This is a genomic window from Alteraurantiacibacter buctensis (genome assembly GCF_009827655.1).
GTDB lineage: Bacteria > Pseudomonadota > Alphaproteobacteria > Sphingomonadales > Sphingomonadaceae > Alteraurantiacibacter > Alteraurantiacibacter buctensis.
The window spans coordinates 98,068-124,040 of sequence record NZ_WTYV01000008.1 but is presented as its reverse complement, the minus strand read 5'-3'; the positions used below and the strand labels follow the sequence as shown (position 1 = coordinate 124,040).

The 25,973-nt window shown below is 67.7% G+C and carries 28 protein-coding genes, 1 tRNA gene and 1 other RNA gene; 14 read left to right on the top strand and 16 right to left on the bottom strand.

Annotated elements, in window-relative coordinates:
• Window positions 1–76: 76 nt before the first annotated feature.
• The 3 genes from GRI99_RS16810 to mtgA are packed head-to-tail and all read right to left on the bottom strand — an operon-like array spanning window position 77 to window position 2,174.
• Window positions 77–574 (bottom strand): GFA family protein, encoded by a 498-nt coding sequence (locus tag GRI99_RS16810; RefSeq protein WP_160773222.1) that lies wholly within the window; start codon window positions 572–574, stop codon window positions 77–79.
• Window positions 571–1,497: a cation diffusion facilitator family transporter gene (locus tag GRI99_RS16805; RefSeq protein WP_160773221.1), complete on the bottom strand. Its 927-nt coding sequence runs from the start codon at window positions 1,495–1,497 to the stop codon at window positions 571–573. Before GRI99_RS16805 ends, GRI99_RS16810 begins: the two co-directional genes overlap by 4 nt.
• A 5-nt stretch (window positions 1,498–1,502) precedes the next feature.
• Complete coding sequence (gene mtgA, locus GRI99_RS16800) at window positions 1,503–2,174, bottom strand: monofunctional biosynthetic peptidoglycan transglycosylase (RefSeq protein ID WP_160773220.1); 672 nt, start codon at window positions 2,172–2,174, stop codon at window positions 1,503–1,505.
• A gap of 105 nt (window positions 2,175–2,279) precedes the next feature.
• Between mtgA and GRI99_RS16795 the strand changes: the two genes are divergently transcribed.
• Window positions 2,280–3,026: an SDR family oxidoreductase gene (locus GRI99_RS16795; RefSeq protein ID WP_160773219.1), complete on the top strand. Its 747-nt coding sequence runs from the start codon at window positions 2,280–2,282 to the stop codon at window positions 3,024–3,026.
• 62 nt (window positions 3,027–3,088) lie between these two features.
• Here the strand turns inward: GRI99_RS16795 and rpoH are convergent, their stop codons facing one another.
• Together rpoH and GRI99_RS16785 are read right to left on the bottom strand one after the other, a co-directional pair.
• Window positions 3,089–3,970, bottom strand: a complete 882-nt coding sequence (rpoH, locus tag GRI99_RS16790; protein WP_160773247.1) for an RNA polymerase sigma factor RpoH — start codon at window positions 3,968–3,970, stop codon at window positions 3,089–3,091.
• 144 nt (window positions 3,971–4,114) lie between these two features.
• Entirely contained in the window at window positions 4,115–5,068 is a 954-nt protein-coding gene (locus GRI99_RS16785) for an RluA family pseudouridine synthase (protein ID WP_160773218.1), read from the bottom strand.
• Between the two features lie 82 nt (window positions 5,069–5,150).
• Here GRI99_RS16785 and GRI99_RS16780 point away from each other — a divergent pair, with 82 nt between their 5' ends.
• Window positions 5,151–5,819 (top strand): histidine phosphotransferase family protein, encoded by a 669-nt coding sequence (locus tag GRI99_RS16780; RefSeq protein ID WP_160773217.1) that lies wholly within the window; start codon window positions 5,151–5,153, stop codon window positions 5,817–5,819.
• Window positions 5,820–5,828: 9 nt separating this feature from the next.
• On the top strand, window positions 5,829–6,551 hold the full coding sequence (locus tag GRI99_RS16775) for an N-acetylmuramoyl-L-alanine amidase (RefSeq protein ID WP_160773216.1): 723 nt from the start codon (window positions 5,829–5,831) through the stop codon (window positions 6,549–6,551).
• Window positions 6,552–6,569: 18 nt separating this feature from the next.
• On the opposite strand, the gene GRI99_RS16770 is transcribed toward GRI99_RS16775, so the two are convergent.
• The gene (locus tag GRI99_RS16770; RefSeq protein ID WP_160773215.1) at window positions 6,570–6,848 is read right to left on the bottom strand and encodes a hypothetical protein; all 279 of its coding nucleotides are present in this window, start codon (window positions 6,846–6,848) and stop codon (window positions 6,570–6,572) included.
• 45 nt (window positions 6,849–6,893) lie between these two features.
• Window positions 6,894–7,529, bottom strand: a complete 636-nt coding sequence (locus GRI99_RS16765) for a hypothetical protein (protein WP_160773214.1) — start codon at window positions 7,527–7,529, stop codon at window positions 6,894–6,896.
• Window positions 7,530–7,630: 101 nt separating this feature from the next.
• On the opposite strand from GRI99_RS16765, the gene rnpB reads away from it, so the two are divergent.
• Window positions 7,631–8,033: RNase P RNA component class A (gene rnpB / locus GRI99_RS16760), an RNA gene on the top strand.
• A 19-nt stretch (window positions 8,034–8,052) separates the two neighbouring features.
• On the opposite strand, the gene GRI99_RS16755 is transcribed toward rnpB, so the two are convergent.
• Window positions 8,053–8,853: a metallophosphoesterase family protein gene (locus GRI99_RS16755; protein WP_160773213.1), complete on the bottom strand. Its 801-nt coding sequence runs from the start codon at window positions 8,851–8,853 to the stop codon at window positions 8,053–8,055.
• A 296-nt stretch (window positions 8,854–9,149) separates the two neighbouring features.
• Here GRI99_RS16755 and GRI99_RS16750 point away from each other — a divergent pair, with 296 nt between their 5' ends.
• Complete coding sequence (locus tag GRI99_RS16750) at window positions 9,150–9,881, top strand: TorF family putative porin (protein WP_160773212.1); 732 nt, start codon at window positions 9,150–9,152, stop codon at window positions 9,879–9,881.
• 79 nt (window positions 9,882–9,960) lie between these two features.
• Here the strand turns inward: GRI99_RS16750 and GRI99_RS16745 are convergent, their stop codons facing one another.
• On the bottom strand, window positions 9,961–10,611 hold the full coding sequence (locus GRI99_RS16745; protein ID WP_237438426.1) for an SIMPL domain-containing protein: 651 nt from the start codon (window positions 10,609–10,611) through the stop codon (window positions 9,961–9,963).
• Between the two features lie 223 nt (window positions 10,612–10,834).
• Between GRI99_RS16745 and GRI99_RS16740 the strand changes: the two genes are divergently transcribed.
• From GRI99_RS16740 to GRI99_RS16730, 3 genes are all read left to right on the top strand, one after another.
• The gene (locus GRI99_RS16740; RefSeq protein ID WP_160773246.1) at window positions 10,835–11,254 is read left to right on the top strand and encodes a VOC family protein; all 420 of its coding nucleotides are present in this window, start codon (window positions 10,835–10,837) and stop codon (window positions 11,252–11,254) included.
• Between the two features lie 68 nt (window positions 11,255–11,322).
• Entirely contained in the window at window positions 11,323–12,846 is a 1,524-nt protein-coding gene (gene der / locus GRI99_RS16735; RefSeq protein ID WP_160773210.1) for a ribosome biogenesis GTPase Der, read from the top strand.
• Window positions 12,847–12,923: 77 nt separating this feature from the next.
• Window positions 12,924–13,130 carry a hypothetical protein gene (locus GRI99_RS16730; RefSeq protein ID WP_160773209.1) on the top strand — a complete coding sequence of 69 codons (207 nt, stop codon included), beginning with the start codon at window positions 12,924–12,926 and terminating at the stop codon, window positions 13,128–13,130.
• 16 nt (window positions 13,131–13,146) lie between these two features.
• Here GRI99_RS16730 and bfr read toward each other — a convergent pair whose 3' ends face one another.
• The 4 genes from bfr to GRI99_RS16710 form a co-directional block, all read right to left on the bottom strand.
• Complete coding sequence (gene bfr, locus GRI99_RS16725; protein ID WP_160773208.1) at window positions 13,147–13,629, bottom strand: bacterioferritin; 483 nt, start codon at window positions 13,627–13,629, stop codon at window positions 13,147–13,149.
• A gap of 139 nt (window positions 13,630–13,768) precedes the next feature.
• Complete coding sequence (locus tag GRI99_RS16720; protein WP_160773207.1) at window positions 13,769–13,960, bottom strand: (2Fe-2S)-binding protein; 192 nt, start codon at window positions 13,958–13,960, stop codon at window positions 13,769–13,771.
• Window positions 13,961–14,053: 93 nt separating this feature from the next.
• On the bottom strand, window positions 14,054–15,358 hold the full coding sequence (locus tag GRI99_RS16715; RefSeq protein WP_160773206.1) for a DUF418 domain-containing protein: 1,305 nt from the start codon (window positions 15,356–15,358) through the stop codon (window positions 14,054–14,056).
• A gap of 19 nt (window positions 15,359–15,377) precedes the next feature.
• The gene (locus GRI99_RS16710; protein WP_237438420.1) at window positions 15,378–16,544 is read right to left on the bottom strand and encodes an SPOR domain-containing protein; all 1,167 of its coding nucleotides are present in this window, start codon (window positions 16,542–16,544) and stop codon (window positions 15,378–15,380) included.
• Window positions 16,545–16,805: 261 nt separating this feature from the next.
• Here GRI99_RS16710 and GRI99_RS16705 point away from each other — a divergent pair, with 261 nt between their 5' ends.
• Genes GRI99_RS16705 through GRI99_RS16695 form a run of 3 tightly spaced genes read left to right on the top strand, consistent with a single transcriptional unit; the run spans window position 16,806 to window position 19,531 of the window.
• Window positions 16,806–17,531, top strand: coding sequence for an AAA family ATPase (locus GRI99_RS16705; RefSeq protein ID WP_160773205.1), 726 nt, complete (start codon window positions 16,806–16,808; stop codon window positions 17,529–17,531).
• Between the two features lies 1 nt (window position 17,532).
• Window positions 17,533–17,985 (top strand): hypothetical protein, encoded by a 453-nt coding sequence (locus tag GRI99_RS16700; RefSeq protein ID WP_160773204.1) that lies wholly within the window; start codon window positions 17,533–17,535, stop codon window positions 17,983–17,985.
• A 19-nt stretch (window positions 17,986–18,004) separates the two neighbouring features.
• Window positions 18,005–19,531 (top strand): SPOR domain-containing protein, encoded by a 1,527-nt coding sequence (locus GRI99_RS16695; RefSeq protein ID WP_160773203.1) that lies wholly within the window; start codon window positions 18,005–18,007, stop codon window positions 19,529–19,531.
• A 55-nt stretch (window positions 19,532–19,586) separates the two neighbouring features.
• On the opposite strand, the gene GRI99_RS16690 is transcribed toward GRI99_RS16695, so the two are convergent.
• Window positions 19,587–20,816, bottom strand: coding sequence for a dihydroorotase (locus tag GRI99_RS16690; RefSeq protein WP_160773244.1), 1,230 nt, complete (start codon window positions 20,814–20,816; stop codon window positions 19,587–19,589).
• Complete coding sequence (locus GRI99_RS16685) at window positions 20,813–21,850, bottom strand: aspartate carbamoyltransferase catalytic subunit (RefSeq protein WP_202393154.1); 1,038 nt, start codon at window positions 21,848–21,850, stop codon at window positions 20,813–20,815. The genes GRI99_RS16690 and GRI99_RS16685 overlap by 4 nt, the downstream gene beginning before the upstream one ends.
• An 87-nt stretch (window positions 21,851–21,937) precedes the next feature.
• Here GRI99_RS16685 and sppA point away from each other — a divergent pair, with 87 nt between their 5' ends.
• From sppA to GRI99_RS16670, 3 genes are all read left to right on the top strand, one after another.
• Window positions 21,938–23,890, top strand: coding sequence for a signal peptide peptidase SppA (gene sppA / locus GRI99_RS16680; protein WP_160773202.1), 1,953 nt, complete (start codon window positions 21,938–21,940; stop codon window positions 23,888–23,890).
• A gap of 65 nt (window positions 23,891–23,955) precedes the next feature.
• Window positions 23,956–24,030 (top strand) — tRNA-Val (locus tag GRI99_RS16675).
• Between the two features lie 148 nt (window positions 24,031–24,178).
• Window positions 24,179–24,367, top strand: coding sequence for a YgaP family membrane protein (locus GRI99_RS16670; RefSeq protein ID WP_160773201.1), 189 nt, complete (start codon window positions 24,179–24,181; stop codon window positions 24,365–24,367).
• Between the two features lie 18 nt (window positions 24,368–24,385).
• On the opposite strand, the gene GRI99_RS16665 is transcribed toward GRI99_RS16670, so the two are convergent.
• Window positions 24,386–25,963 carry a DHA2 family efflux MFS transporter permease subunit gene (locus tag GRI99_RS16665; RefSeq protein ID WP_160773200.1) on the bottom strand — a complete coding sequence of 526 codons (1,578 nt, stop codon included), beginning with the start codon at window positions 25,961–25,963 and terminating at the stop codon, window positions 24,386–24,388.
• Window positions 25,964–25,973 lie beyond the last annotated feature (10 nt).

Sequence of the window (25,973 nt, the reverse complement as noted above, 5' to 3'; positions counted from 1 at the left end):
CGCTGCTAGGCGAAAGGGCTGGTTGTGACAAATATGTGACCGGCGCTTATCCACCGGGCACTGGGCGGTCACCTGCCTAACCCTCGCCGGCCCTGCGCCGTTCCAGCATGGCCTGCAGCCGGGCAACCCGATCAGGCGGCAGCAGTTCGAAGGGGTTGTAGGTGGCGGGAAAGGCCGGGATGCCCTGCGGCAGGGTGACCCACGGCATCATGCTGTCGGTGAAGATTACCGCATCGGGCGTGACGCTGCCGGGTTCGTCCAGCGTGCCCGCACGCACCCCCAGGCCCAGCCGGCCGAGGCGCGGATAGACGCTCCACACGGCGGTGCCGCAGGCGGCGCAGCGGCAGATCACGTGCGGCCCGCCGCTGCCGCCCTTCACCGTATGCTCGGTCAGCGCGCCCGCCAGCAGCTCCACCCGCCCGGCTTCCAGGAACAGGTTGACCACGCTGGTGGAGCCGGTCTGCTGCTGGCACAGGCGGCAATGGCAGTTGTTGACGAAGATCGGCTCGCCCGTCAGGCGATAGCGCACCTGGCCGCAACCGCAGCCACCCTCGCGCACGGTCTCTTCGGTCATGCACAACCTCCGCAATGCCCGCCCGATCCGGTTTCCACCTGCAAGGTGGCGTGGCCGATGCCGAAGCGGTGCTCCAGTTCGTGCGCGGCGTGGTGCAGGAAGTCATCGCCAGGATGCCCGTCCGGCATGTGCAGGTGGGCGATCAGGGCAGTCTCGGTGGTGCTCATCGGCCAGATGTGCAGGTCGTGCACCGACGCCACCCCCGGCAGGCCCGCCAGCAGGCTGCGCACGGCCCCCTCGTCGATCCCTTCGGGCACGGCGTTGAGGCCCAGCTTCACGCTGTCGTGCAACAGCCCCCAGGTACCCCAGCCGATCACCGCCACGATCGCCAGGCTGACCAGCGGATCGACCAGCACCCAGCCCGTCGCCAGCACCACCAGCCCGGCCACCACCACGCCCGCACTCACCAGCGCGTCGGCGGCCATGTGCAGGAAGGCCCCGCGCACGTTCAGGTCATGCTTGCGTCCGGCCATGAACATCAGCGCCGTGCCGGTGTTGATGGCGATGCCGATGGCGGCCACCCACACCATGGTCAGGCCGTCCGGCTCCACCGGCCAGATCAGGCGGTGAACGGTCTCGAACAGGATCGCCCCCAGCGCCAGCAGCAGCAGCATGGCATTGGCCAGGGCCGCCAGGATGGTGGAGCTTTTCAGGCCCCAGGTGAACCGCGCCGAAGCCGGCCGGCGCGCCGCCACGCTGGCGCCCCAGGCGATCAGCAGCGACAGGACATCGCTGAGGTTGTGCCCGGCATCGGCCACCAGCGCCATCGATCCGGAAAGGAAACCGAAGGTCGCCTCCACCACCACGAACACGCTGTTGAGCACAACGCCCATGGCAAAGGCGCGGCCATGATCGCGCGGGCCGTGGTGGTGGTGATGGTCATGGTCGTGCCCATGCCCGTGGTGAGAATGGCCTGCGCCCATGCCGCTCAGTCGTAGACGCAGGCGTCCAGCGCATCACGCCGGACCACGCCGATGCGCGCCTCGATGGTGTTGCCATAGCGGCGGGTGAAGCCTCCGGGGCTGACCACTTCGCGCGTCTTCGGGCTGGGCAGCGCGGCGGCCATGCGGCTGGCCTCGTCCCGCGTCAGCCGCGCGGCAGAGTGCTGGAAATAGCGCTGGCTGCCCGCCTCCACGCCATAGGTGCCGATGCCGGTCTCGGCCACGTTGAGGTAGACTTCCATGATCCGCCGCTTGTCCCACAGCGTCTCGATCAGGAAGGTGAACCAGGCCTCCAGCCCCTTGCGGAACCAGCCGCCGCCCTGCCACAGGAACACGTTCTTGGCGGTCTGCTGGCTGATGGTGGAAGCACCACGCTGGCGCCCGCCTTCGGCCGCCTCCTCCAGCGCCTGCTCGATCGCCTCGGTATCGAACCCGTTGTGGCTGCAGAACTTGCCGTCCTCCGCCGCGATCACCGCGCTCACCATGTTGCGGTCGATGCGGGAGAGCGGCTCCCAGTCACGGGTGACGGGGTTCTCGTCGAACAGCATGGTCAGGGTATAGGTAACCGGCACGAAGCGAAACAGCACCACCAGCATCAGGCTGAGCGCGATCCAGACAAGCGCGGCCTTGCCGGCCCAGGTGACGATGCGGGAAGCCATTGGCCCAGCGCTTAGCGCGGAAGAGCGGCGGTTGGAAGCGGGTGCTTGCCCCAATCGGCTCTCGCCCTATCTTCGGGCTACCTGACCCATCCGGAGCGCAATCCCATGAAACCCAGCGGCAATACCATCCTCGTCACGGGCGGCGGCAGCGGCATTGGCCGGGGCATGGCGCGCTGGTGGGCGCAGAACGGCAACACGGTGATTGTGGCCGGGCGCAAGGCAGAAGCACTGGCCGGAACGGCGGAAGGCCACCCGTCAATCCACGCGATGACGCTGGATGCCGCCAGCGCGCGAGACATCGCGCGCTTCGCCGCCGAGGTAACTGCCCGCTTCCCCGCGCTCAACGTGCTGGTCAACAACGCCGGGGTGATGATGCACGAGGACGTGACCGCCGCGCGCGACCTGTCTGCGGCGGAGGCGATGGTGGAAACCAACCTGCTGGGCCCCATCCGCCTGATCGACGCGCTGATCGGCCACCTGTCCGCCCAGCCGAACGCCGCCATCGTCAATGTAACCAGCGGCCTCGCCTTCGTGCCGCTGCCCGCCACGGCCACCTATTCTGCCACCAAGGCGGCGCTGCACAGCTACACCGTTTCGCTGCGCGCGAAGCTGGCCGGCAGGGTTGAGGTGATCGAAGTGGCCCCGCCCGGCGTCCGGACCGAGCTGACCCCGGGCCAGAGCGAGGAGCAATCGTTCATGCCGCTGGACGCTTTCATCGCCGAAACGATGGCCCAGTTCGCGGCAGAGCCCACCCCGCCCGAAGTGCTGACGCAGAATGTCAGGTTCCTGCGTGATGCCGAAGCCGAGGGGCGGTTCGATCAGGTGGTGGCGATATTGGCGAAGGCTTACTGATCGCAAAGCAAAGGGGCCGGACATCGCTGCCCGGCCCCCTTGTTATCTGCTCAAGCTGGCGCTTACGCCGCCGCCGGCAGCAGCCGTTCCCCGGCAATCCGCTGCATCGCCTTTTGCAGCTTTTCGAAGGCGCGTACCTCGATCTGGCGGATGCGTTCGCGGCTGACGTCGTAGGTCTGGCTCAGCTCCTCCAGCGTCTGCGGTTCGTCCACCAGGCGGCGCTGGGTGAGGATGTGCTTCTCGCGGTCGTTCAGGCTGTCCATCGCCTCCACCAGCATTTCGCGGCGCAGGTCGGCCTCTTCGGCCTCGGCCACCACCACGTCCTGCAGGGGGCGGTCGTCGGCCAGGAAATCCTGCCACTCGCCGCTGCCTTCCTCGCCGTTGCGCATGGCGACGTTGAGCGAGCCGTCGCCGCCCATCATCATGCGCCGGTTCATGTTGATCACTTCCTGCTCGGGCACGCCCAGGTCGGTCGCGATCTTGGCCAGGTTCTCCGGCGAAAGGTCGGCATCCTCATAGGCTTCGAGCTGCTTCTTCATCCGGCGAAGGTTGAAGAACAGCTTCTTCTGCGCCGCCGTGGTGCCCATCTTGACGAGGCTCCACGAGCGCAGGATGAATTCCTGGATGCTGGCCTTGATCCACCACATGGCATAGGTCGCCAGGCGGAAACCGCGATCGGGCTCGAACTTCTTCACGCCCTGCATCAGGCCCACGTTGCCTTCGGAAATCAGGTCGCTGACCGGCAGGCCATAGCCGCGGTAGCCCATGGCGATCTTGGCCACCAGGCGCAGGTGGCTGGTCACCAGCTGCGCGGCGGCTTCCGGGTCTTCGTGTTCGCGATAGCGCTTGGCCAGCATGTATTCCTGCTCGGCCGTCAGCACGGGGAATTTCTTGATCTCTGCCAGATAGCGGTTGAGGCTCTGCTCGCCCCCCAGCACCGGCATCGAAGTACGCTTGTTGCTCACTAGGTCCCTAACCTTTCTTCGCGTCGACTGCACTTCGCAGGCCCCTGCCGGGCACCTGAATCACTCTGCAGCCACATTATTGGCCCGTCACTATAGACGAACGGCGTACAGATAGTGCGCATTTCATCGATTTGAATGGCCGGTTTTGTCGATCAGTTCCCGCATATCGGCGGGCAGTGCGGATTCGCAGCGGACCCGTTCGCCGGTGACAGGGTGGATGAATCCCAGCACTGCGGCATGGAGGGCCTGGCGGTGAAATCCCAGCTCCCTGAGAAGCGGGCGGAGTGCTGATGACGGTCGGCCATAGACAGGATCCCCCACTAGCGGATGGCCGATTGATGCAAGGTGAACGCGCACCTGGTGGGTGCGCCCGGTTTCCAGCCGGCATTCCACCAGCGCGCAATGGTCCAGCCGCTCCAGCGTGCGGTAATGGGTAACGGCATGCTTGCCCCGGCTGCTGGTGTCAGGGAGAACGGCCATCTTCTTGCGGTCAGCGTCAGACCGGCCCAGGCGGGCGCGGATCGTGCCGGCGGGGGGCATCGGGTGGCCTTGCGTCACCGCCAGGTAGGCCCGTTCCAGCGAGTGGTCGGCGAACTGGCGGGCGAGGCCTTCGTGCGCCACGTCGCTCTTGGCCACCACCAGCAGGCCGCTGGTATCCTTGTCAATGCGGTGGACGATGCCCGGCCGCGCCACCCCGCCGATGCCGGACAGCCCGCCCGCGCAGTGGTGCAGCAGGGCGTTGACCAGCGTGCCATCGGGGTTGCCCGCCGCCGGGTGGACCACCATGCCGGCCGGCTTGTCGACCACGATCAGGTGTTCATCCTCCCAGGCCACCACGATGGGGATATCCTGTGGACGGGCCTGTGGATCATCCGGGGGCGGAAGGTGGATTGAATAGCTGGAGTTAACTTGAGCCTTGCCCGATGCGCTGCCGGCGGGCCTGCCGTCCACCAGCACCTTTCCGTCCTGAATCAGCGCCTTGACCCGCTCTCGTGACAAACCGGTGCAATCGGCCAGCACCTTGTCCAGCCGGCCGGCTTCGGGAATGGTGCCGGAAAGGGTCTGCTCAGCGGTCATCGGCCCTGTGGTAGCGCCAAATGGCGATGCGACAAGCGTCTGGGCGCTTCCCACCCGTGCCCCACATGGCTAAAGCGCTGGCATGACATCGCAACTCGATCTTGCCGCCCTCCTCTGCTCGCGCCTGTGCCATGACCTGCTGAGCCCCGTGGGGGCGATCAGCAACGGGCTGGAGCTGCTGGCGGACGAGCGTGATCCCGAGATGCGGGCCCGCTGCATGGAACTGCTGGAACAGAGCGCCAAGGCCAGTGCCGACAAGCTCAAGTTCTTCCGCCTGGCCTTTGGCGCCGCGGGTGGCTTCGGCGAGATGGTCCCCACCGAGGAACCGCGCAGCCTGATCGCCTCGCTGGTCTCCGCCAACGAACGGCTGAGCCTGGAATGGGTGGTGGCCGAACCCAAGCTGGCCAAGCCGGCGGTGAAAGCCCTGCTGAACCTGGCGGCCATCGGCATGGACGCGCTGGTGCGCGGCGGCGTGCTGCTGGTGGGGGCGGAAACGCGCGCCAATAAGGATGGGGCGGGCATGACCGAGATCGTGATCCGCGCCACCGGCCCGCGCATCGCCTTCGACGCCACTATCGGCCAGGCACTGGAAGGGGTCCTGCCCACCGGCGACCTGTCCGGCCGCACGGCCCCCGCCCACATGCTGCACCTGCTGGCCAAGGAACAAGGCGGCAAGCTACAGGCGGTCCACGGCCCGGACATGCTGGTGCTGGGGGCTACCATGCCCGCCCCCACCGACCTGATCGGGTAACGCCCGGAGATGCCCAGCCCGTTCCCGCGCGAGCCGGTGATCCATCGGGACCACCCATCGCCCAACTGGAACGAGCGCAAATGCCCCATCGACATGGTGGTGCTGCATTATACCGAGATGAAGCCGGTGGAGACCGCGCTGGAGCGGATGTGCGATCCGGCGGCCGAAGTTTCCGCCCACTATTGCATTACCGAAGAGGGCGAGGTGATCCGGCTGGTGCCGGAAGACAAGCGCGCCTGGCATGCGGGCAAGAGCTTCTGGCGCGGGCAGGCAGACGTGAACAGCGCCTCCATCGGCATCGAGCTGGACCATCCAGGCCACGCGCTGGGCTATCGCCCCTTTGCCGAGGCGCAGATCGAAGCGCTGATCCCGCTGCTCGATTCCATCGTGCGGCGCTACAAGATCCCCTATGCCAACGTGGTCGCCCACTCGGACATTGCCCCGGCCCGCAAGGTGGACCCCGGAGAGCTTTTCCCGTGGGATCGCCTCGCCCGCTGGAAACTGTGCCTGCCGCGCCCGGAAAAGCTGAACCTGGGCGATCCCTTCGGCAATGATGGCGCCTTCCTGCTGGCACTGGAACGCTATGGCTATGACATTTCCGATGCCGGGAAAGCCATCGAAGCCTTCCAGCGCCGCTGGCGGCCCGAGACGATCGACGGCATGGCCGATGGCGAATGCCGGGCGATCCTGTTCCAGTTGCTGCTGGACCGCGATGAGGGGCGGGCGCGGTAGTGATCCGGGGTTGGCCGGTTATTCCAGTTCGCGGTGTCTGCGATACCTTCCCGGGAGCGAACGCAATTCATGAAACAACACGTAGACGAACCAAATCGCACCCGGTCCGCACAGGGCCGCAACCAACCAGATTCTTACCGGCTTTCCGATGGGGCCAAAGAGGTAAGCAACCACTATCACCAAGCCCATTCCTACGAGGAATGGAGCCATATGCTCCAGCTTGTCTGGGCCGCTGAACAGGTTGCCGTGGTAAAGCCGATCCATCAGGCGGCGGTGATAGGCAAAAAACCAGCGCATCAGCCTGCATACCATTCGGCTGTTCGGTGATGCAACGCCGGCAGCCTAGTCGACCCGCAGCCCCAGCAGCGTAAAGCTCGCCCGCCCGTCCGCATGGACACCGTGGCTGCGACGGCTGAGTGAGCCGAAGGCGAGGCCCAGGGTGGCGGCTTCGGCGCGGGCGGCGGCGAAGCCGGCGGGGTCATCGCTCACCGGCTTGCCGTTGACGTTGGTCCAACCGGCATCCAGCCGCACGGTCACGGTCCGCTCGCCCGGTTCCAGCGGGATCACCGCCTCGCCCGGCGCATACCAGCGGTACGAGCCATAGCGGCCGCGACCGGTCCAGGTGTCGCCCGCGCGCTGGAAATAGAGCGAGACGGTGGCTGGCATCTCCGGCGTCTCCACCGCCGCGAAGCGGGTGCCGGGGGCGGCATCTACCCGGTAACGGATGGTGATGCTGCGCGCGCCGTCCAGCGGGCCGATGGCGGTGGTCATCGCGTCCACCTGCCCGCGCGAGCCTTGCGGAAAGGCAAAGCGCACGCCGCCACCGGGAACAGGGTCAGGATTGGCGGGCATCCCTTCGGAATAGTTGCGACCGCGCACCCAGGGGCCGATCTCCCACTGGCTGGCAGCGGGCATGGCGGCCAGGCCCACTGGGGCGAGGACAAGGGCGGCGAGCAGGGCAAGGCGAATCGGTTTCATGCTGATCCTTCTCTACCACCGGCGCTGCGGCGGGGCTGAATCGGGCGTGCAGCCCGCAGCAAGGTTGCCTACCTGCCTGCCCTGCCCTACATCGGCGCTCGCCAGGGGGCCGGGCAGCCGCGATGGGGGCAACTCCACCGAGGAAAGTCCGGGCTCCACGAAACAAGGGTGGCGGGTAACGCCCGCCGGGGGTGACCCCAGGGAAAGTGCCACAGAGAGCATACCGCCGATGGGTTTTCGGACCACAGGCAAGGGTGAAAGGGTGCGGTAAGAGCGCACCGGGGTTCTGGTAACAGCGCCCGCATGGCAAACCCCACCCGGAGCAAGACCAAATAGGGGTCTCGCGCTGAAAGGCAGGGGTGTTTCGCCCCGATGAGACCCGGGTTGGTTGCTGGAGCGGTGCCGCAAGGCCCCGCCGAGATGAATGGCTGCCGTTCCGGATACGGTGCGTTTCGGCGCATACCGTCCGGATCACAGAACCCGGCTTACAGGCCCCCTGGCTCTATCCTGCCCGCTTTCGCCCTCAGGCCGCGCGCTTCGCCACGCTGACCTGGCCATCCTCGTCGGAGCGCACCTCGATCAGGCGGCGGGTGGAGCCTTCCAGCACCAGGCCGGTCAGGCGGTTGCTGGCGTAGGCACCTGTATCGATGCCGATGCGGTTGCCGCGCAGTTCGGGCTCCTCGCTGATCGTGTGGCCGTGCACCACCACCTGGTCATAGGGTTCGGAGTGCGACAGGAACGGCTCGCGGATCCACCGGAGATCCGCCGCGCGCTGCTCGTGGATCGGCACCTGCGGATCGATCCCGGCGTGGACGAAGACATAGTCGCCCAGCACGATCATGTCCTCGAACCCCGCCATGAACTCGCGGTCGGCTTGCGGCACGGCCTGGTGCATCATGGCCTGGATTTCCTCCACCTCGGCGGCGGAAATGGCCCGCATGCTAACCCCATAGCTGGCCACCGTCTGGCGACCGCCGTGGCGCATGAAGTGGCGCAGCATGTCGGTGCTGTCGAAGCTCTTGAGGAACATCTCCTCGTGGTTGCCGCACAGGATGCGCACCTCGCGCTCCTGCTGCCAGCGGCGGGCACGGGCCAGCACGCCAGCCGAATCGGGGCCGCGATCCACCAAGTCGCCCAGCAGGATCACCGTGCTGCGCGCGGGCGTGGCTTGCGCATCGTCTTCCTCGATCGCGGCAACCATCGCCTCGAACAGGTCGCGCCGGCCGTGGACATCGCCCACGGCATAGATGCGCTGGCCTGCGGGTACGGCAGGCAGGTTGGCCTGTTCCGACCGGGATAGCAGGGATCGCAGCAATTTCAGCATGGGAGTGAGGAATGTGGTCCTTCGTTCACCGTCACCTAGGCGTTGCAGCGCAGCAATTCCACCGCTGGTTGCATCCATTGTGGCAGTTTGGCCTGACCCGTAGATGAATGTGATGCAGAAAATCCACACTTCCTGTCGGAATGTGGCAACGCAGCGCAATATCCTTGTGCGATGCAACATGGCGCGCCAGTTATGTTGCGTTCTCGTGAATATCGGCCCGCAACAAAGAGGCCGGATCGCGGAGACGCAGGTGGGACGAGGCATAAAAGTTCAACCAGCAATTGAGGAAATTGCCCATGCTTACGTCCGTCCGCAGCCTGATGGCTGCTACTCTCATCGGTTCCGCTCTCCTGGCCGCTCCCGCCTTCGCCCAGGAAGAAAGCGAAATCACCTTCACCGGCACTGCCGCTCTCGTCAGCGAATACCGCTTCCGCGGCGTCGACCTGTCGGGCGGCGACATCGCTGCCCAGGCCGGTATCACCGCCAAGCACTCCAGCGGCATCTATGTCGGCACCTGGGGCTCGTCGCTGGACGAGAACTCGGTCGGCTATGGCCACACCGAACTGGACCTGTTCGCAGGCTGGTCGGGTGAAGTCGCCAGCGGCGTTACCGCCGACGTCGGCGTGATCTACTACGCCTACCCGAACGCTCCGGCCGGCGATTTCGATTATGTCGAACTCTACGGCAAGACCGGCTTCGGCGTGGGCCCCGCCACCCTGACCCTGGGCGTGGCCTATGCTCCCGAGCAGGACTCGCTGGGCGGCACCGACAACCTGTACCTGTCGACCGATCTGGGCGTGGGCATCCCCGACACCCCGATCTCGCTGAGCGCCCACCTGGGCTACACCGATGGCTTCCTGACCTACACCCCCAACGGCAAGGCCTGGGACTGGGCCCTGGGTGGCAGCGTGGCTGTGGGCGGCGGCGTGTCGGTGGGTGCGTCCTACATCGGCGCCGAAGGCACCGGCACCCCGGCTTACGACTTCGTGGACGATGCCTTCGTCGTCACGCTGAGCGCCAGCTTCTAAGGTTTTTACCTTCAGCAGGAGAAGGGGCCCGGTCCGGCAAGGACCGGGCCCCTTTTCTGTGTGGCTTCGCGGAGGCGAGCTATTCCAGGTAGAAATCCACCGTGGTCACCACCCGCACGGTCTTGAACGGGGTATCGGCGCTGCCCCAGCCACCGGTGTCGCCATCGCGCGCGGCAATCTCGAAATAGCCTTGCGTGGCGGAACGGATGCCGCCCACTTCGGTGGCGGAATCCTCGGCAAACTGCTCGGCCGATGCGCGGGCATCGCGGGTCGCCTCGGCCACCATCTCGGGCTTGATGTCGTTGAGCCTGGTGAAGGTGTAGCTCATCCCGCTACCCTCCTCCAGCAACACCCCGCGCCGCACCAGGTCGGCCTGCTGGCGCACGGCCCGCTGGGCGCGCTCGATATCGGTGGTGCGCAGGGCCATGCGCTGACGCACGGTGTAGGTCATCACCCCGTTGTTCGAATAGCTGGAGACGTTGGCCCCGGTCGGCTGGATCGCATCTTCCGGAAATCCCAGCCCGTCAAAGAAGGTGCGGATGGCGGCGGTGTTGGCGTCGACACTGGCCTGGGCACTGGCCATGTCGGTCGCCGTGGCGGAATAGGAAATGGTCCAGGTGGCAAGGTCCGCCGTAACCTCGCGCTCGGCAAGGCCGCGCACGGTGACGCTGCGTTCGGCCATCTTCATGCGGGTGAGGCCATCGCCCAGCAGGTAGCCGCCAGCCACCATGCCCACCGCGAGTATGCCCGCTGCGCCCAGGGTGATCGCCCCCAGCGGTGCTTTCCAGAAAGGGGTGGCGGGGACGGGGGTCTCTTCGCTAAGTTGGGCCATGAACGGTCTCCCTGTAGGGCGCAGTATTCTGCTGCGGCCACTTGTGCCTTACCGGCGATGAACCGTGCCTGACCAGCGATGAACGGAGTTTCCCCGCGTGACGATTTCCTACCTTCACACCATGATCCGCGTGACCGACCTCGACGCCACGCTGAAGTTCTTCAGCCTGCTGGGGCTGGAGGAAACCACCCGCAAGGAAAGCGAGAAGGGCCGCTTCACCCTCGTCTTCCTCGCCGCGCCGGGCCAGAAGGACGTGGCCGAGGTGGAGCTGACCTACAACTGGCCGCCGGAAGACGGCAGCCCGGCAGAAGTCTACACTGGCGGCCGCAACTTCGGCCACCTGGCCTATGCGGTGGATGACATCTACGGCCTGTGCCAGCACCTGATGGACTACGGCATCACCATCAACCGCCCCCCGCGCGATGGCCACATGGCCTTCGTCCGCACCCCCGACGGCATCTCCATCGAACTGCTGCAGAAGGGCGGCGCGCTGGAGCCGCGGGAGCCGTGGGCGAGCATGGGGAATACGGGGGCCTGGTGAGGCAACGGCCGCACCCGAATCACGCTTCCCCTTGCCTTCCGCGCCCGTAACGGCCACCTGCGGGCCCTATGGCACAGCGCAAGTATCCCCAGGTGGTCATCATCGGCCGGCCCAACGTGGGCAAGTCCACGCTGTTCAACCGGCTGGTGGGCAAGCGCATCGCGCTGGTCGATGACCAGCCCGGCGTCACGCGTGACCGGCGCTTCGGCCTGGCGGGCCTGCTTGGGCTGGAGTTCGAGGCGGTCGATACCGCCGGGTGGGAGGACGAGGATCCCGAGACCCTGCCCGGCCGCATGCGCGCCCAGACCGAGGTGTCGCTGAAGGGTGCCGATGCCGCCCTTTTCGTGTTCGATGCCCGCGTAGGCATCACCCCGCTGGACGAGGAAGTGGCCCGCTGGCTGCGCGGCCAGAACGTGCCCGTGGTGGTGCTGGCCAACAAGGCCGAAGGCCGCGCCGGGGATACCGGCATCATCGAAGCCTATTCGCTTGGTCTGGGCGAACCCATCGGCGTGTCAGCCGAGCACGGCGAAGGCATGGCCGAGGTCTATTCCGCGCTGATCCCGATCCTGAAGGACAAGGCCGAGAAGCTCGAGATCGACTTCGAGGCCGAACAGGCCATCGCCGCCGACGAGGCGAAGAAGCGTGCCGCCCGCAATGCGCTGCGCGCCGAACGTGCCGCCGCCCGCGCCGCCGCGCTGGAGGGCGACGAGGAATGGGACGACGACGAGGACTATGACGACGAGGAGGAGGCCGACCCCAAGGCCCCGCTCAGCCTCGCCATTGTCGGCCGGCCCAACGCCGGCAAGTCCACCCTCATCAACCGCCTGCTGGACGAGGACCGGCTGCTGACCGGCCCGGAAGCGGGCATCACCCGCGATTCCATCGCCATCGACTGGCAGTGGACCGACCCCAAGAGCGGCGAGGTGCGCGACATCAAGCTGGTCGACACGGCGGGAATGAGGAAGCGCGCCAAGGTGCAGGACAAGCTGGAGCGCCTGTCGGTGGGCGATGCCAAGCGCGCGATCGACTATGCCGAGGTGGTCGTGCTGCTGCTGGATGCCACCCGCGGGCTGGAAGTGCAAGACCTGAAGATCGCCAACCTGGCGCTGGAGGAAGGCCGCGCGTTGATGATCGCCATCAACAAGTGGGACGTGGCCGAGGAACCCAGCGCCCTGTTCAACGGCATCCGCGCCGCGCTGGAAGAAGGACTGGCGCAACTGAAGGGAGTGCCGCTGATTGCCGTCTCGGCCATGACCGGCAAGGGGCTGGACCAGATGCTGAGCGCCGCCTTCGATCTGCGCGATGCGTGGAGCCGCCGCGTGCCCACCTCCGCACTCAACCGCTGGTTTGACGAGGCGCTGGCCGCCAATCCGCCGCCCGCGCCCGGTGGCCGCCGCATCAAGCTGCGCTACATCACCCAGTCGAGCATCCGCCCACCGCGCTTCGTGATTTTCGGCACCCGGCTGGACGCCCTGCCCACCAGCTACGAACGCTATCTGGTCAACGGCATCCGCCGCGAACTGGGCTTTGGCGCGGTGCCGGTGCGTCTGGTCCTGAAAAGCCCGAAAAATCCTTACGCCAGCGGGAACTGACATCTGCCGTTCATGTTGTGAGAGCAGGTTCGGACCCGCCGCGAAGGCCAAGAAGCGGGACCGCTGGAGAGGACGAAATGGGCAATCTGCGCATCGAATATCTAGCGCATGACGCGGGGGTGCCCCAGCGCCATGCCATCGACGTGCCCAGCGTGCAGATCGCCCTGATCGTGGCGCAGATCAACAACCCCGAAGGCGAGGTGGAGCTGTGGGACGGCGATCGCCAGCTTGCCCGCCTGAAACGGCAAGAGGGCGACCTGTCCCCGCTGTGGAAGGTGGGCTGAGGCCGCGGTTGACGCCCTAGTCCTCGCCGGCTGCCTTGCTCTGCAACTGGACGTAGTTTTCCAGCCCCATCCGGGCGATCATGTCGAACTGCTTTTCCAGGAAGTCGACGTGCTCCTCCTCGCTTTCGAGGATCTCGGCAAACAACTCGCGGCTGGTGAAATCGCGCACGCTTTCGCAGTGGGCGATGGCATCCTTGAGGAGGGGGATGGCCTCCATTTCCAGCGCCAGATCCGCGCGCAGGATCTCCTCCACCGTCTCACCCACCTTCAGCTTGTGGATCGCCTGGAAGTTGGGCAGCCCTTCCAGGAACAGCACGCGATCGGCCAGCTTGTCGGCGTGCTTCATCTCGTCGATCGATTCGTGCCGCTCGTATGCGGCCAGCCTGGCCACGCCCCAGTTGGCCAGCACGCGATAGTGCAGCCAGTACTGGTTGATCGCGGTCAGCTCGTTGGTCAGCGCGCGGTTGAGAAAGTCGATAACCTGGGGGTCGCCCTGCATGGCCATTGCTCCATTCCTTGATGGTGCAAGTGTCGGACATGGGGCAGCGCTTGGCAAGCGAAAGCAGGCCCCAAAGCGGCGAAAAATGGCGGAATTCTGCGGTTTTGCGAATGCGTATCAGGAACCGGGAACTGGCCCGTCAGGCGGCGACCATGGCCACCACGTCGGCCTCGCGCGCCTCCGCGATCAGCAGTTCGGCATCCACCAGGCATTGCCCGCAATTGGGCTTCTTACCCATCGCGGCGTAGACCGCCTCCGCATCGCCGGACGTGCAGCGCGCGGCCACCTTCAGGTCACTTTCGCGGATCGCATTGCAGATACAGATATACATGCCCAAATCCATTCTACCGGCGCGAGTCTCCGGGCTGATACGGGGATATTTACTGCGAATGGATTGCAATAGCAAGGCTATTGCGAGTGATTATCACGCGAGGGGCAGGCGATTGGGAAACAGCCGCCCATAGGTGAGGCAGCGCCACAGCCATTCCAGCGGGCCATAGCGGAACCGGCCCAGCCACACTCGCGAGAAGGCGATCATCACGGCCCAGCCAAACAGCACCACAAGCAGCAGGTCCAGCCGATGCATGGTGCCGAACAGCCCCCCTGCCCAGCCCTGGAACAGCAGCATCATCACGGCCGAGGTGCCGATGTAGTTGCTGAAGGCCATCCTCCCCGCCAGCACCAGCCGCTCCACCAGCCAGCCCTGCTCTGCCCGCGCGGTTGCCCGCACGGCCCAGCGGGCCAGCAGAAGCACCAGCCCGGCGATCAGCGGCAGGTTGGTAAGCGGCGCCGTGCCGAACACCACCGCCTGCGTGATGTAGGGGGCAAAGTGATAGTCCATCGCCAGCAGGCCGGTGGCCAGGTTCAGGGCCAGCCCCAGCGCCACCAGCACCCACGGCAGCGGCCCTCCCGAAGGGTCTTCGTCTGACGGCGCGAACAGCTTCATCCGCATCGCCGCCATGCCCAGCATGATCAGGGGCACAGTCTCGAACAGGGCCCAGGAGGCATAGCTGGCCAGGTCCCCCGCCTGGTTATCGAGCCGATACCCAATCACTGCGGCGTAGCTGTCCCCCGCCATCACGCGCGCCTGTTCGGCCGCCTCGGCAAGCTGGTCCTGCCAGGACCTGTCCAGGATTTCGGCAAAAGTCCCGGATTGCAGGCCGGGCGAACTTACCCCCGCCTCGGCCATGGCGGGGCCGATCCACGGCAGCAACTGGATCACGCCCGATGCGACCAGCCAGACCACCCCGATACCCACCAGCCGTTCGGTCGACATGCGCAGGGCGAACAGCGCCAGCAACCCGCCCACGGCATAGCTGAACAGGATGTCGCCTTCGAACAGCAAGAAGAAGTGCAGCACCCCGAACAGGCCCAGCCAGGCCAGCCGCCGCGCCTGCATGGCCATGGCCTGCCCATCGGTGCGCCCGTGCCGCTCGCGCTGGTTGTGGTCGAACAGCACGAGGCCCGCCCCGAACAGCAGGGTAAACAAAGCCCGCAGCTTGCCGTCGATCGCCATGAACTGCGCCAGCCACACCCAGCCATCGGCCGCATTGCCCCCGCCCGGCAGGGCACCCGGCCACCAATAGGCAAGGTCGGGATGGGCGAAGGCGGTGATGTTGGCCAGCAGGATGCCCAGCACCGCGATGCCCCGGATCAGGTCGAGCGCGCCCAGCCGGTCTTCACCGGAAACGGGCCGGGCGAAATCTGTCTGTAGCGGCGCGGACCCCATCAGCGCCGGTCTTAGCCGATCAGTTGCGCGTCACAAGGCAATCGTGGCCAGCGCGTTGCAGCGCGCTGCACGCGGCCTGGGCATCGGCCTGGGTGGCAAAGCCATCGGCGAGGAGGCGGCTGGCGCGGCCCGCGGCCACATTGCGCCGAGGATGACCGGCCAGCGCCGGCTGGCGCGAGACCGTGGCCCACAACCGGTCCGCATTGGCGGGCACCGAGAACGCACCCAGTTGCACCTTCCAGTTGCCCCCTGCCGCCGGGCGCGGGGCAGGAGCAGCGGGCGGCGGCGGCGGCGGCGGGGCGGCGGCCACCTGCACCGGCTGTGGAGCGGACGGTTGCGGTGACCCGGCCACGCGCGGCTCGACAGCAGCGGGGCGGGCATAGTCGGCACCGGCTGCACCCGGGCTGCCCGTGCCGGTAGCGCCGCGAGCCTGCGCCACGGCATCGCGCGCGGCAGCGACGGAGGGCGAGACGGCCACGGTGGGCACGGGCTGGGGCACGCGGGGCGAAGCGGAGGCTTGCGCCGGCGCTTCCGGCCGGGCCGGTGCTGCGGCCCCCGCAGAGCCCCCTCCCGCAGAACCAAGGTCGGCCGCTGCCAGTTCCGCCGCGCGGGCCGCATCGGCGGCCTCGCGCATTTCTACCGCCAGGCCAGCCGCGCGCTGCCGGTCGGCTATGGCAATGTGCTGGTCCATCTCGGCAATAGCGGGGGCAGCCTGCGGCAGGCCGGCACCGTTGGCCAGCGTCAGCAGGGCATAGGCGCGCACCCAGTCGCGCGGCACGTTGTCGCCATTGAAGTGGGCGATGCCCAGCAGATACTGGCTGCGCGGATCGCCCCGGCGGGCGGCACCCTCAACGTAAGGCAGCGCCTCTGCATGGCGGCCTGCCTGGAACAGCATCAGGCCATAGGTATCAGCGGCCTGCAGGTGACCGCCCTGCGCGGCGCGGAAATAGAGCTGCTCGGCCCGGGCGCCATCCTGCGCCACGCCGCGCCCCAGGCGATAGGCCTGCGCCAGGTTGAACATGGCATCGGCATCCCCGGCGGCGGCGGGACCTTCCCACTCGGCAACGGCGGCGGCATAATCGCCCCGGCTCCACGCTTCCACCCCGGCGCGCACATCGGCCAGGGCGGGCGCTGCCACCAGCACGGCCGCCGCACCGGTCAGCATGATCCACCGTGATCGCATCATCGTTCCACCTTCTGCCAGCCAGGCCCGTTACGGACAGAACATAGTAAACCGCGCCTTAGCAAAAGATTTATGCCGCCGCGATTATTCTCCCGCCGGCCAAGCAACCGCGCGGGCCAATCAAGCCTCCGCGCTTTTTTCGCCTGGGGGCGTGAAAGTAAGGTACCCCTTTAACTCAAAATAAACGGTGATCTGCGAACTCCCTTGCTGTGAAGAACCGGGAAAGCCTCTCTCCCTGGTTCGCTTATCGAGGGGGAACGGCCCGTGCGGGTATTGGCATTGGCATCTCAAAAGGGCGGTTCGGGCAAGACCACGCTGAGTGGTCACCTGGCCGTGCAGGCCCAGCGCGCCGGCGCGGGGCCGGTCGTGCTGATCGACATCGATCCGCAGGGCTCGCTGGCCGATTGGTGGAACGAGCGCGAGGCGGAATATCCCGCCTTTGCCCAGACCACCGTGGCGCGCCTGGCAAACGACCTGGCGATCCTGCGCCAGCAGGGCTTCAAGCTGGCGGTGATCGACACGCCGCCGGCCATCACCATGGCGATCCAGTCGGTCATCTCGGTGGCCGAGCTGATCGTGGTCCCCACCCGCCCCAGCCCGCATGACCTGCGCGCCGTGGGGGCAACGGTGGACTTGTGCGAACGCGCGGGCAAGCCGCTGATTTTCGTGGTCAACGCAGCCACCCCCAAGGCGAAGATCACCTCCGAGGCAGCGGTGGCCCTCAGCCAGCACGGCACCGTGGCCCCGATCACCCTGCACCACCGCACCGATTTTGCCGCCTCGATGATCGATGGCCGCACGGTGATGGAAGTGGAGCCCGAAGGGCGCAGCGCGCAGGAAGTGGTGGCTCTGTGGCACTATATCTCCGACCGGCTGGAAAAGAACTTCCGCCGCACGGTCTTCGCCGCTCCGGGCAGCCGGGTGGTCCAGGGCACGCCGGTCAACCGCGTGCAGCAGCAGGGCGGCTTCGGCCGCCGGGTAGCACAGTAACATGGGCGCCGGGGTGCGCGGCGAGCACGGCGGCGGCGGCAAGGTCGCCTCGCTTGGGCCGTACCTGCTGGCCCGCAAGGGCGGCGCGCGTCCGGCCATGCGCCACGCGCAACTGGGCGAATCGGCCGCAACCGACGAAGATCTGGGCTGGAACGACCTGGGCGAGGAAGGCCCGGTGATGTTCCCCGAACCCGAAGTGAAGCGCCAGCAGACCCGCCTTGTGCATCACGTTGCCGACAGCAACCAGGCGGCGCTGGAACAGGCTGAAGCCACCACCGCCCGCCGGGCTGCCTTCACCCTGCGGCTGGACGAGGAGCGCCACCTGCGCCTGCGCCTGGCCAGCACCGTGGCCGGGGAAAGCGCGCAGCACCTGGTGACCCGCGCCCTCGACGAATTTCTCGCCCGCCATCCGCATATCGAACACCTCGCCGCGCAAGTCCGCAAGCCGGCCTGACGCAGCCCTGGAGATGATCATGGACAAGCCCGATCCCACCATCAGCATGAAGACTCTGGCTGTCTCCACGGCCATGGCCGGTGCCCTGCTGTCCGGCTGCGCCGCCTCGCCTGCGCCGCGCGCCGATATCAGCGCCACCCAGGCCCAGGCTGCGCTGGCCGAAGGGCGCGTGGATCGTGGCCTGCGGCTGGCGGAACAGGCCGTCCAGGCCGATCCGCGCAACGCCGCCTATCGCGCAATGCTGGGCAAGGCCTACCTCGATGCCGGGCGCTTTGCCTCGGCCGAAACCAGCTTCAACGATGCCATGGCGCTGGGCGACAACAGCCCGCGCACGGCGCTGAGCCTGGCGCTCAGCCTCAACGCGCAGGCCCGATATGGCGAGGCTGCCGCCCTGCTGAACGACTGGGAAGGCCAGATCGCCACGGCGGACCTGGGCCTGGCCCTGGCCCTGTCCGGCCAGCCGGAACGCGGCATCCACCTGATGGGCAACGCCATCCGCGGCGGCGAAAACACGGTCAAGATGCGCCAGAACCTGGCCTATGCCTATGCCGTGGCCGGCCGCTGGCGCGAGGCGCGCCTGATGGCCGCGCAGGACGTGCCGGCCGACCAGGTCGGCGCGCGCATGGCGCAATGGGCCGAGATGGCCAGCCCCGATGCCTACCAGTTGCGCATTGCCCGCCTGCTGGGCGTGCCCGCCGGGGTGCGCGACATGGGTCAACCCGCCGCGCTGGCGCTGAACAACACGCCTGGCCTGGAACAGCTCGCCGCCGAGGCAAGCGGCTATGCCGTGGCCGCCGCGCCGCGTGCCCAGGGTGAACTGCCGGCCGCAGGCGTGGCGCCTGCTCCCGTGGCCCCGGCCCTGCCGGAACGTCGCGTGGCGATCCCTGCCACCGCCTCGGAATTGCCGGCCGTAGGTCGCCCAGCGATGGACGTGGCCGCCGGCGACGCCGCAGCCGCCAGCCAGCCGACCGACTTTGCCACCGCCTTCGCCACCGCCGCCCCGTCCGGCGGATCGCTGGCCCAGGTGACGCAGGACGCCATCCGCTTTGTCAACCAGCCGGTGGTGCAGAGCACCCCCACCCGCTATGGCGCCACGCCCGAACAGCCCGCCGCCGAAGTCCCTACCCTGGCCCAGCGCGAGGCTGCCAGTGCCGGTGCCCGTCAGGTCGCCGCCCGCGCCATGCCGCTGCAGTCTGCCAGCGAGGACGCAGCCGTGGCCGCGCTGTCCTCTGCCGACGGCTCGCATCTGGTGCAGCTTGGCAGCTTCTCGTCCGAACAGGGCGCGCGCCGCGCCTGGGGCATCTACGTCAGCCGCTATCCGGAGCTGGCCAGCCACGACATGGTGATCACCGAGGCGGTGGTGCGCGGCAAGCGCTACTTCCGCGTCTCTGCCGCCGGGTTCGACCGCACGGCCAGCCGCGCCATGTGCAACGCGATCGACGCGCGCGGCGGTGAAGGATGCATCAGCTGGGCCGCCAACGCCCCGTTGCCCGGTGCCCTGCCCAGCCGCCGCGAGGACTCGGTGCGTCTGGCCCGTCGCAACTGAGCCAAGCCGACAGCTAACACAAGCGGCCTGCCGGAAACGGCGGGCCGTTTTGCGTTCAGCCCCTGATCGCCACGCCGCCCTTCCACAGGGCCGTCACCCGGCCCTGGACCGGCTGGCGATCGAACGGCGTGTTGCCGGCCTGGGCCTCCATCCGGCGGGCATCGACCACCCACGGCTTCTCCGGGTCGACCAATGCCACGTCAGCCTCGGCCCCAGGTGCCAACACACCCGCATTCACGCCCAGCAGCCGCGCGGGCGCGCCGGCCATCAGGTCGAAGGCGCGGGACAGGTCGATCACGCCGTCGCGCACCAGCGAAAGGACCATCGGCAGCAGCGTCTCGGCCCCGGCCATGCCCGGCGCGGCATCGGCAAAGGGCAGGCGCTTGTCTTCCGGCCCGCGCGGATCGTGGCCGCTGGCGACCACGTCGATCGTACCATCGGCCAGGGCCTCGATCACCGCCTGCCGGTCATCCTCGGGCCGCAGCGGCGGCGAAAGGCGGGCAAAGGTACGGAACCCCGCCAGCGCCAGGTCGCTCAGCATGAAATGGGCCGGGGTCACGCCGGCGGTCACCGCCACGCCCCGTGCCTTCGCCGCGCGCACCAGCGCCAGCGCGCCGCGCGTGGTCACCTGCCGCAGGTGCAGGCGCGCGCCGGTCATCTCGGCCAGGGCAATGTCACGCGCCACGGCGAGGGCCTCGGCCTCGGCTGGAGCGGAAGGCAGGCCGAGCCTTGTGGCCATTTCGCCCGCCGTGGCCACGGCCTTGCCGGCCAGTCCCCCGTCCTCGGCATGAGTGATGACCACCAGGCCCAGCATCGCGGCATATTGCATCAGCCGCAGCATCACGCCCGAATCGGCAATCCACGCACGGCCCGTCGCTACGGCCTTGGCCCCGGCATCGCGCATCATCGCGATCTCCGCCAGTTGCTCGCCCGCCAGCCCCTGCGTGGCGGCAGCCAGCGGGTGCACCCACATGTCCGGCTTGCCGCTGCTGGCCGCAAACCGCACCCGCGCCGGATGGTCCAGCGGCGGGTTCTGGTCGGGCATCAGGCCAGCCCGCGTGATCCCCCCGAAGTGGAACGCGGGCTTGTCCACGGTGAAGACACAGCAATCGACCAGGCCGGGTGCAACCAGTTGCCCGCGCGCGTCGATCACCTGGTCGCCCTCGGCCGGGCTTTCCCCCAGAGCCGCGATCAGGCCATCGGCCAGCCGCAGCGTTTTCTCCACAACCCCTGCGGGCGTCACCAGCCGCCCGCCGGTGATGGTGATGGGCCGCTGCTGCTTCATACCCATTCTCCATCGCCCCAGCCGGCAATGCCGCGCGCACGCCGGGTCAGCACTTCCAGGCAGGCCATGCGCATGGCCACGCCCATTTCCACCTGCTGGGTGATAATCGAGCGGCCGGGCATGTCGGCCACGTCGCTGTCGATCTCCACCCCGCGGTTCATCGGACCCGGGTGCATGACGATGGCATTGCCGCCCGCCAGCGCCAGCCGCGCCTGGGTGAGGCCGTATAGGTGGCGATATTCGCGGGGGGACGGGATGAACTGGCCGTCCATCCGTTCGTTCTGCAGGCGCAGCATCATCACCACGTCGGCGCCCGCCAGCGCGGCGTCGAAATCGGTGAAGGCCTCGGCCCCGATCATGTCCAGCCCCATCGGCAGCAACGCCGGCGGCGCACAAACGCGCACCACGGCCCCCAGCGCCTGCAGGCACAGCATGTTCGAGCGCGCCACCCGGCTGTGCAGCACATCGCCGCAGATCGTCACCTTCAGGCCGGTCAGCGTGCCGTCGCTGGCCAGTTCGCCGCGCGCGCGCAGTGTCTGGCGCAGGGCCAGCGCATCGAGCAGCGCCTGGGTGGGGTGTTCGTGCTGCCCGTCCCCCGCGTTGAGCACCGGGCAATCCACCTTGCCGGCGATCAGCCCCACCGCCCCGCTGGATTGGTGGCGAATCACGATGGCATCGGCGCGCATGGCGTTCAGCGTCATCGCCGTGTCGATCAGCGTTTCGCCCTTCTTCACGCTGGACTGGGCGGCGTGCATGTTGACCACATCCGCCCCCAGCCGCTTGCCGGCGATCTCGAAGCTCAGCAGCGTGCGGGTGGAGTTTTCGAAGAAGGCGTTGATGATGGTCAGGCCGGCCAGCGCCTCGGCGCGCTTCTGCGGCTGGCGGTTGAAGGCCACCCAGCGTTCCGCCTCGTCCAGCAGGAACAGGATTTCGTGTGTGGCCAGCGCGCCGATGGCGATCAGGTCACGGTGCGGGAAGGCCCTTCTCCCCGCCGGATAGCGGGACGATGCAGGGGGTGTTGTCACGGATGTCATTAAAGCTAAGCCCCTAGTCGAGCGGGGTAATACACTCAAGCGCTTTCCCGCTGGCGCAAGCGCCGCCGTCCCCCTACCTAATGCCCCATGCAATCGACACGGGGCACCAATATGAGTTTTGCGGGCAAGGTCTGGCGGCTGCTGGTGGGCATCAAGGATGGCCTGGCGCTGTGCTTCTTCCTGCTGTTCTTCACCCTGCTGTTTGCCGCCCTGCGCGCCGCCCCCGCCCCCGCCCAGGTGCGCGATGGCGCGCTGCTGCTTGAGCTGGACGGTTCGCTGGCCGAGGAAGTGGCCCCGGCTGACCCGCTGGAAGGCCTCCTCTCCAGCGCCATTCCCACCCGCCAGTATGCCGCGCGCGACCTGGTGCGCGCGATCGACGATGCAGCTACCGACGAGCGGATCAAGGCCATCGCGCTCGATCTGACCAGCTTCACCGGCGGCCCCCACGTATCGGTGCAGGAAGTAGCCGAGGCGCTGGGCCGGTTCCGCGCGGCGGACAAGCCGGTGCTGGCCTTCGGCGTGGCCTATGCCGACGATGCGGTGGCCCTGGCCGGCCATGCCAGCGAGGTATGGGTGGATCCGCTGGGCGGCGCCGCCATCCTTGGCCCTGGCGGCAGCAATCTCTATTTCGGCGAGGCGCTGCAACGCTATGGCGTGACCGCGCACATCTTCAAGGTGGGCACCTTCAAGAGCGCGGTGGAACCCTATTCGGGCAGCGGCATGTCCGAGCCCGCGCGCGAGAACGCCACCCAGTATATCACCGCGATCTGGGAAGAATGGCAGGCGCACCTGCGCCAGGCCCGCCCGCAGGTGAAGATCGACCAGGCGACCACCGGCCTTGTCGACCTGATGGCCGCGCAGGGCAGCCTGGCACGCGCTTCGCTGGCCGCCGGACTGGTCGACAAGATCGGCACCCGCGACCAGTGGGCCGCCCGCGTGGCCGAAGTGGCGGGCGAGGATGCCTGGGACGATCGCCCGGGCACTTTCGCCAGCACCGACTTTGACACCTACTTCGCCAACCTCGAGCCGGAAAACGGCAGCGGCCTGCGCAGCCTGACCGGCGGCGGCAGCAAGGCGATCGGCGTGATCACCATCGCCGGCGAGATTTCCGACGGCAGCGCCGGCCCGGGCGAGGCAGGCGCGGAACGGATCGTCGGCCTGCTCGACGATGCGCTGAACGATGACCTGGCGGCGCTGGTGGTGCGGGTCGATTCGCCAGGCGGCTCGGTCACCGGTTCGGAAGCGATCCGCCGCGCGATCATGCGCTTCAAGGACAAGGACATTCCGATCGCGGTCAGCATGGGCAACTATGCGGCCAGTGGCGGCTACTGGGTGGCGACGCCCGCCGACCGGATCTTTGCCCAGCCGGAAACGATCACCGGCTCGATCGGGGTCTTCTCGGTGATCCCCACCTTCGAGACCGTGCTGGCCGAGTACGGCGTGCGGTCCGACGGGGTGAAAACCACCCCGCTGTCCGGCCAGCCTGACCTGCTGGGCGGCCTCACTCCCGAAGCCCAGGCTCTGCTGCAGGCCGAGACCGCCGCGATCTATGACACCTTCCTGGGCCTGGTGGCGCAAAGCCGCCAGATCACCCGCGCCCGCGCCGACGAGCTGGGCCAGGGCCGCGTCTGGACCGGCGGTACCGCCCGCCAGCTGGGCCTGGTCGACCAGTTCGGCGGCCTCGACGATGCCCTGGCCTGGGCTGCTGCCGAGGCGGACCTGGCCGAAGGATCGTGGCACGCAAAGTACCTCGTCAGCCCGCCGGACCCGTGGGACGAGATGATCGCCGGCCTGGTCGGCGGCGGCACCGCGCCGGCCGGCAGCGGGCCGGACCTCGTCTCCGTCAGCGGCCTGATGGCCTCGCGCCAGCAGCAGGCCCTTGCCCGCGCGGTGGGTGACATGGAGCGCCTGATCGCCCGGCCGGGGGCCCGCGTGCTGTGCCTTGAGTGTCTTGCCACCGATGCCAGCCGCCCCGCCCCGCAGGCAATCGCTGGCGGCAGCTGGTGGCAGATGCTGGCCACGCGAATTTTCGCGCATTGAGCGCTTGCCAAGGGGCTTTTGCCGTGGCAATGGCCCGCCCCTGCACGGACCTTACCGGTCCCGGCGGGCGCGTAGCTCAGCGGTAGAGCACACCCTTCACACGGGTGGGGTCACAGGTTCAATCCCTGTCGCGCCCACCATCTTCCTTCCGATATGGACAGATGGTGCCAGTTGGCCAAAGGCGGCCTGCGGCAAGCCCCTTCTGTAGCGTTCGCCAGCGCTTGATCGCCGTCAATGCCGGCTATGTCCCCTTGTGCCATTGGCACGGCAACAAGGGAGAACCATGCCATGTTCAAGACCAATGTCGGTTCGCTAGATCGCCTGGTGCGGGTGGTCCTGGGAGTGTTCCTGATCGCGCTTGTCTTTGTGGGCCCGCAGACCCCCTGGGGCTGGATCGGGCTGGTGCCGCTCGCCACCGGGCTGCTGCGGACCTGCCCGCTCTATTCGCTGGTCGGGATCAACACCTGCAGTCGCTGACCGCCGCAGTCCCCGAGCCTAGTGCGCAACCCCGGGCTTCAGGCTGCCCGTGGGCTTGGGGGCCAGCCAGATCAGAAAGGCGCTGGCCAGCAACAGGACCGTGGCCAGAGCAAAAATGAACAGCGCAGAGTTGGTCATCGCCTGCATTTCCACCAGCATCGACAGCGTGCCCACGGCCTGCTGATGGCCCAGTCCTGCGCCTTCCATGGTCGCCACGGCCTGATCCACCCCGTTCATCGCCGGTACCAGTTCGGCCCGCTGGACCTGGGCGTGATCCAGCCACAGGGTTGAGGCAACGGCCGTTGCCACCGCGCCTGCCATCGTGCGCGCGAAGGTGACGATCCCCGCCGCCGAGGCGACGTTTTCCGGCCGGACGCCCGACAGCGAAAAGGTGGTCAGGGCCACGAAGAAGAACGGCATGCCCAGCCCCTGCAGCAGTTGCGGGGTGATGAGACCCCACCAGGTCGTGTCGGTGCTCCACTGGATGCGCAGCAGGCTGGCAAAGGCCAGCCAGACCACGCCCAGGCAGATCGGGATGCGCACATCCACCTTGGCCATCAGCATGGCCGCCAGCGGGGCCATCAGCACGGCAAAAACGCCCTGCGCGCCGGTGATGTGACCTGCCTCTGTGGCAGTGTAACCCATCACCTGCTGCAGCCACAAAGGCACCAGCACCACGCCGGCGAACATGGCCGCATAGCCCATCGACATGGCCACGGTGGACACCCACAGCGTGCGGTTGCGCAGCAGCCGCAGGTTCACGATCGGGTGTTCCTCGTACCACTCCCAGATCAGGAAGGCGAACAGGCCGATCACCGCCACGATGGCCATGGTCACCACGAAGGGGGAATTGAACCAGTCATGCTCGCGCCCGGTGTCCAGCATCAGCTGGAAGGCACCGACCCAAACGATCAGCAGCGCCAGCCCGACCAGGTCGATCGGCATCTTGCGGCGCGGGGTCTCGAACTTCGGCAGCAACTGCATCACCGCGAACAGCGACAGGGCCAGCACCGGCGCGTTGATGAAAAAGATCCACGGCCACGACCAGTTGTCCGAAATCCACCCCCCAAGGATCGGCCCGAAGATCGGCGCGGTGATCGTGGTGGTGGCCCACAGGCCCATGGCCATCGGGATCTTCTCCGGAGGGAACACGCGGGTCAGCATTGCCTGGGTCAGCGGCATGATCGGCCCGCCGAACAGGCCCTGCAACACCCGGAAGGCAATCAGCAGCTCGATCGAACGGGCCGCCCCGCACAGGGCGGAAAAGATGCCGAAGCCCGCCAGCGATACCAGTAGCCAGCGATAGGTGCCGAAGCGGTATGCCAGCCACCCGGTTAGCGGCACCACGATCGCCTCGGCCACGGCGTAGGAGGTGATCACCCAGGTCCCCTGGCTGGGCGACACGGCCAGTCCGCCGGCAATGTGCGGCACGGAAACGTTAGCAATGGTGATGTCCAGCACCACCACGAAGTTGGACAGCGCCAGGGCAAAGGCCGCCAGGATCAGCTTGTAGCCGGTCAGGTACTCCGGCGCTTGCGCCTCCCCCGGTCGCGGGGGCGGTGGCGGGGATCTGCCGACGGTTGCTGCCCTGGCCACGGTGCGGTGC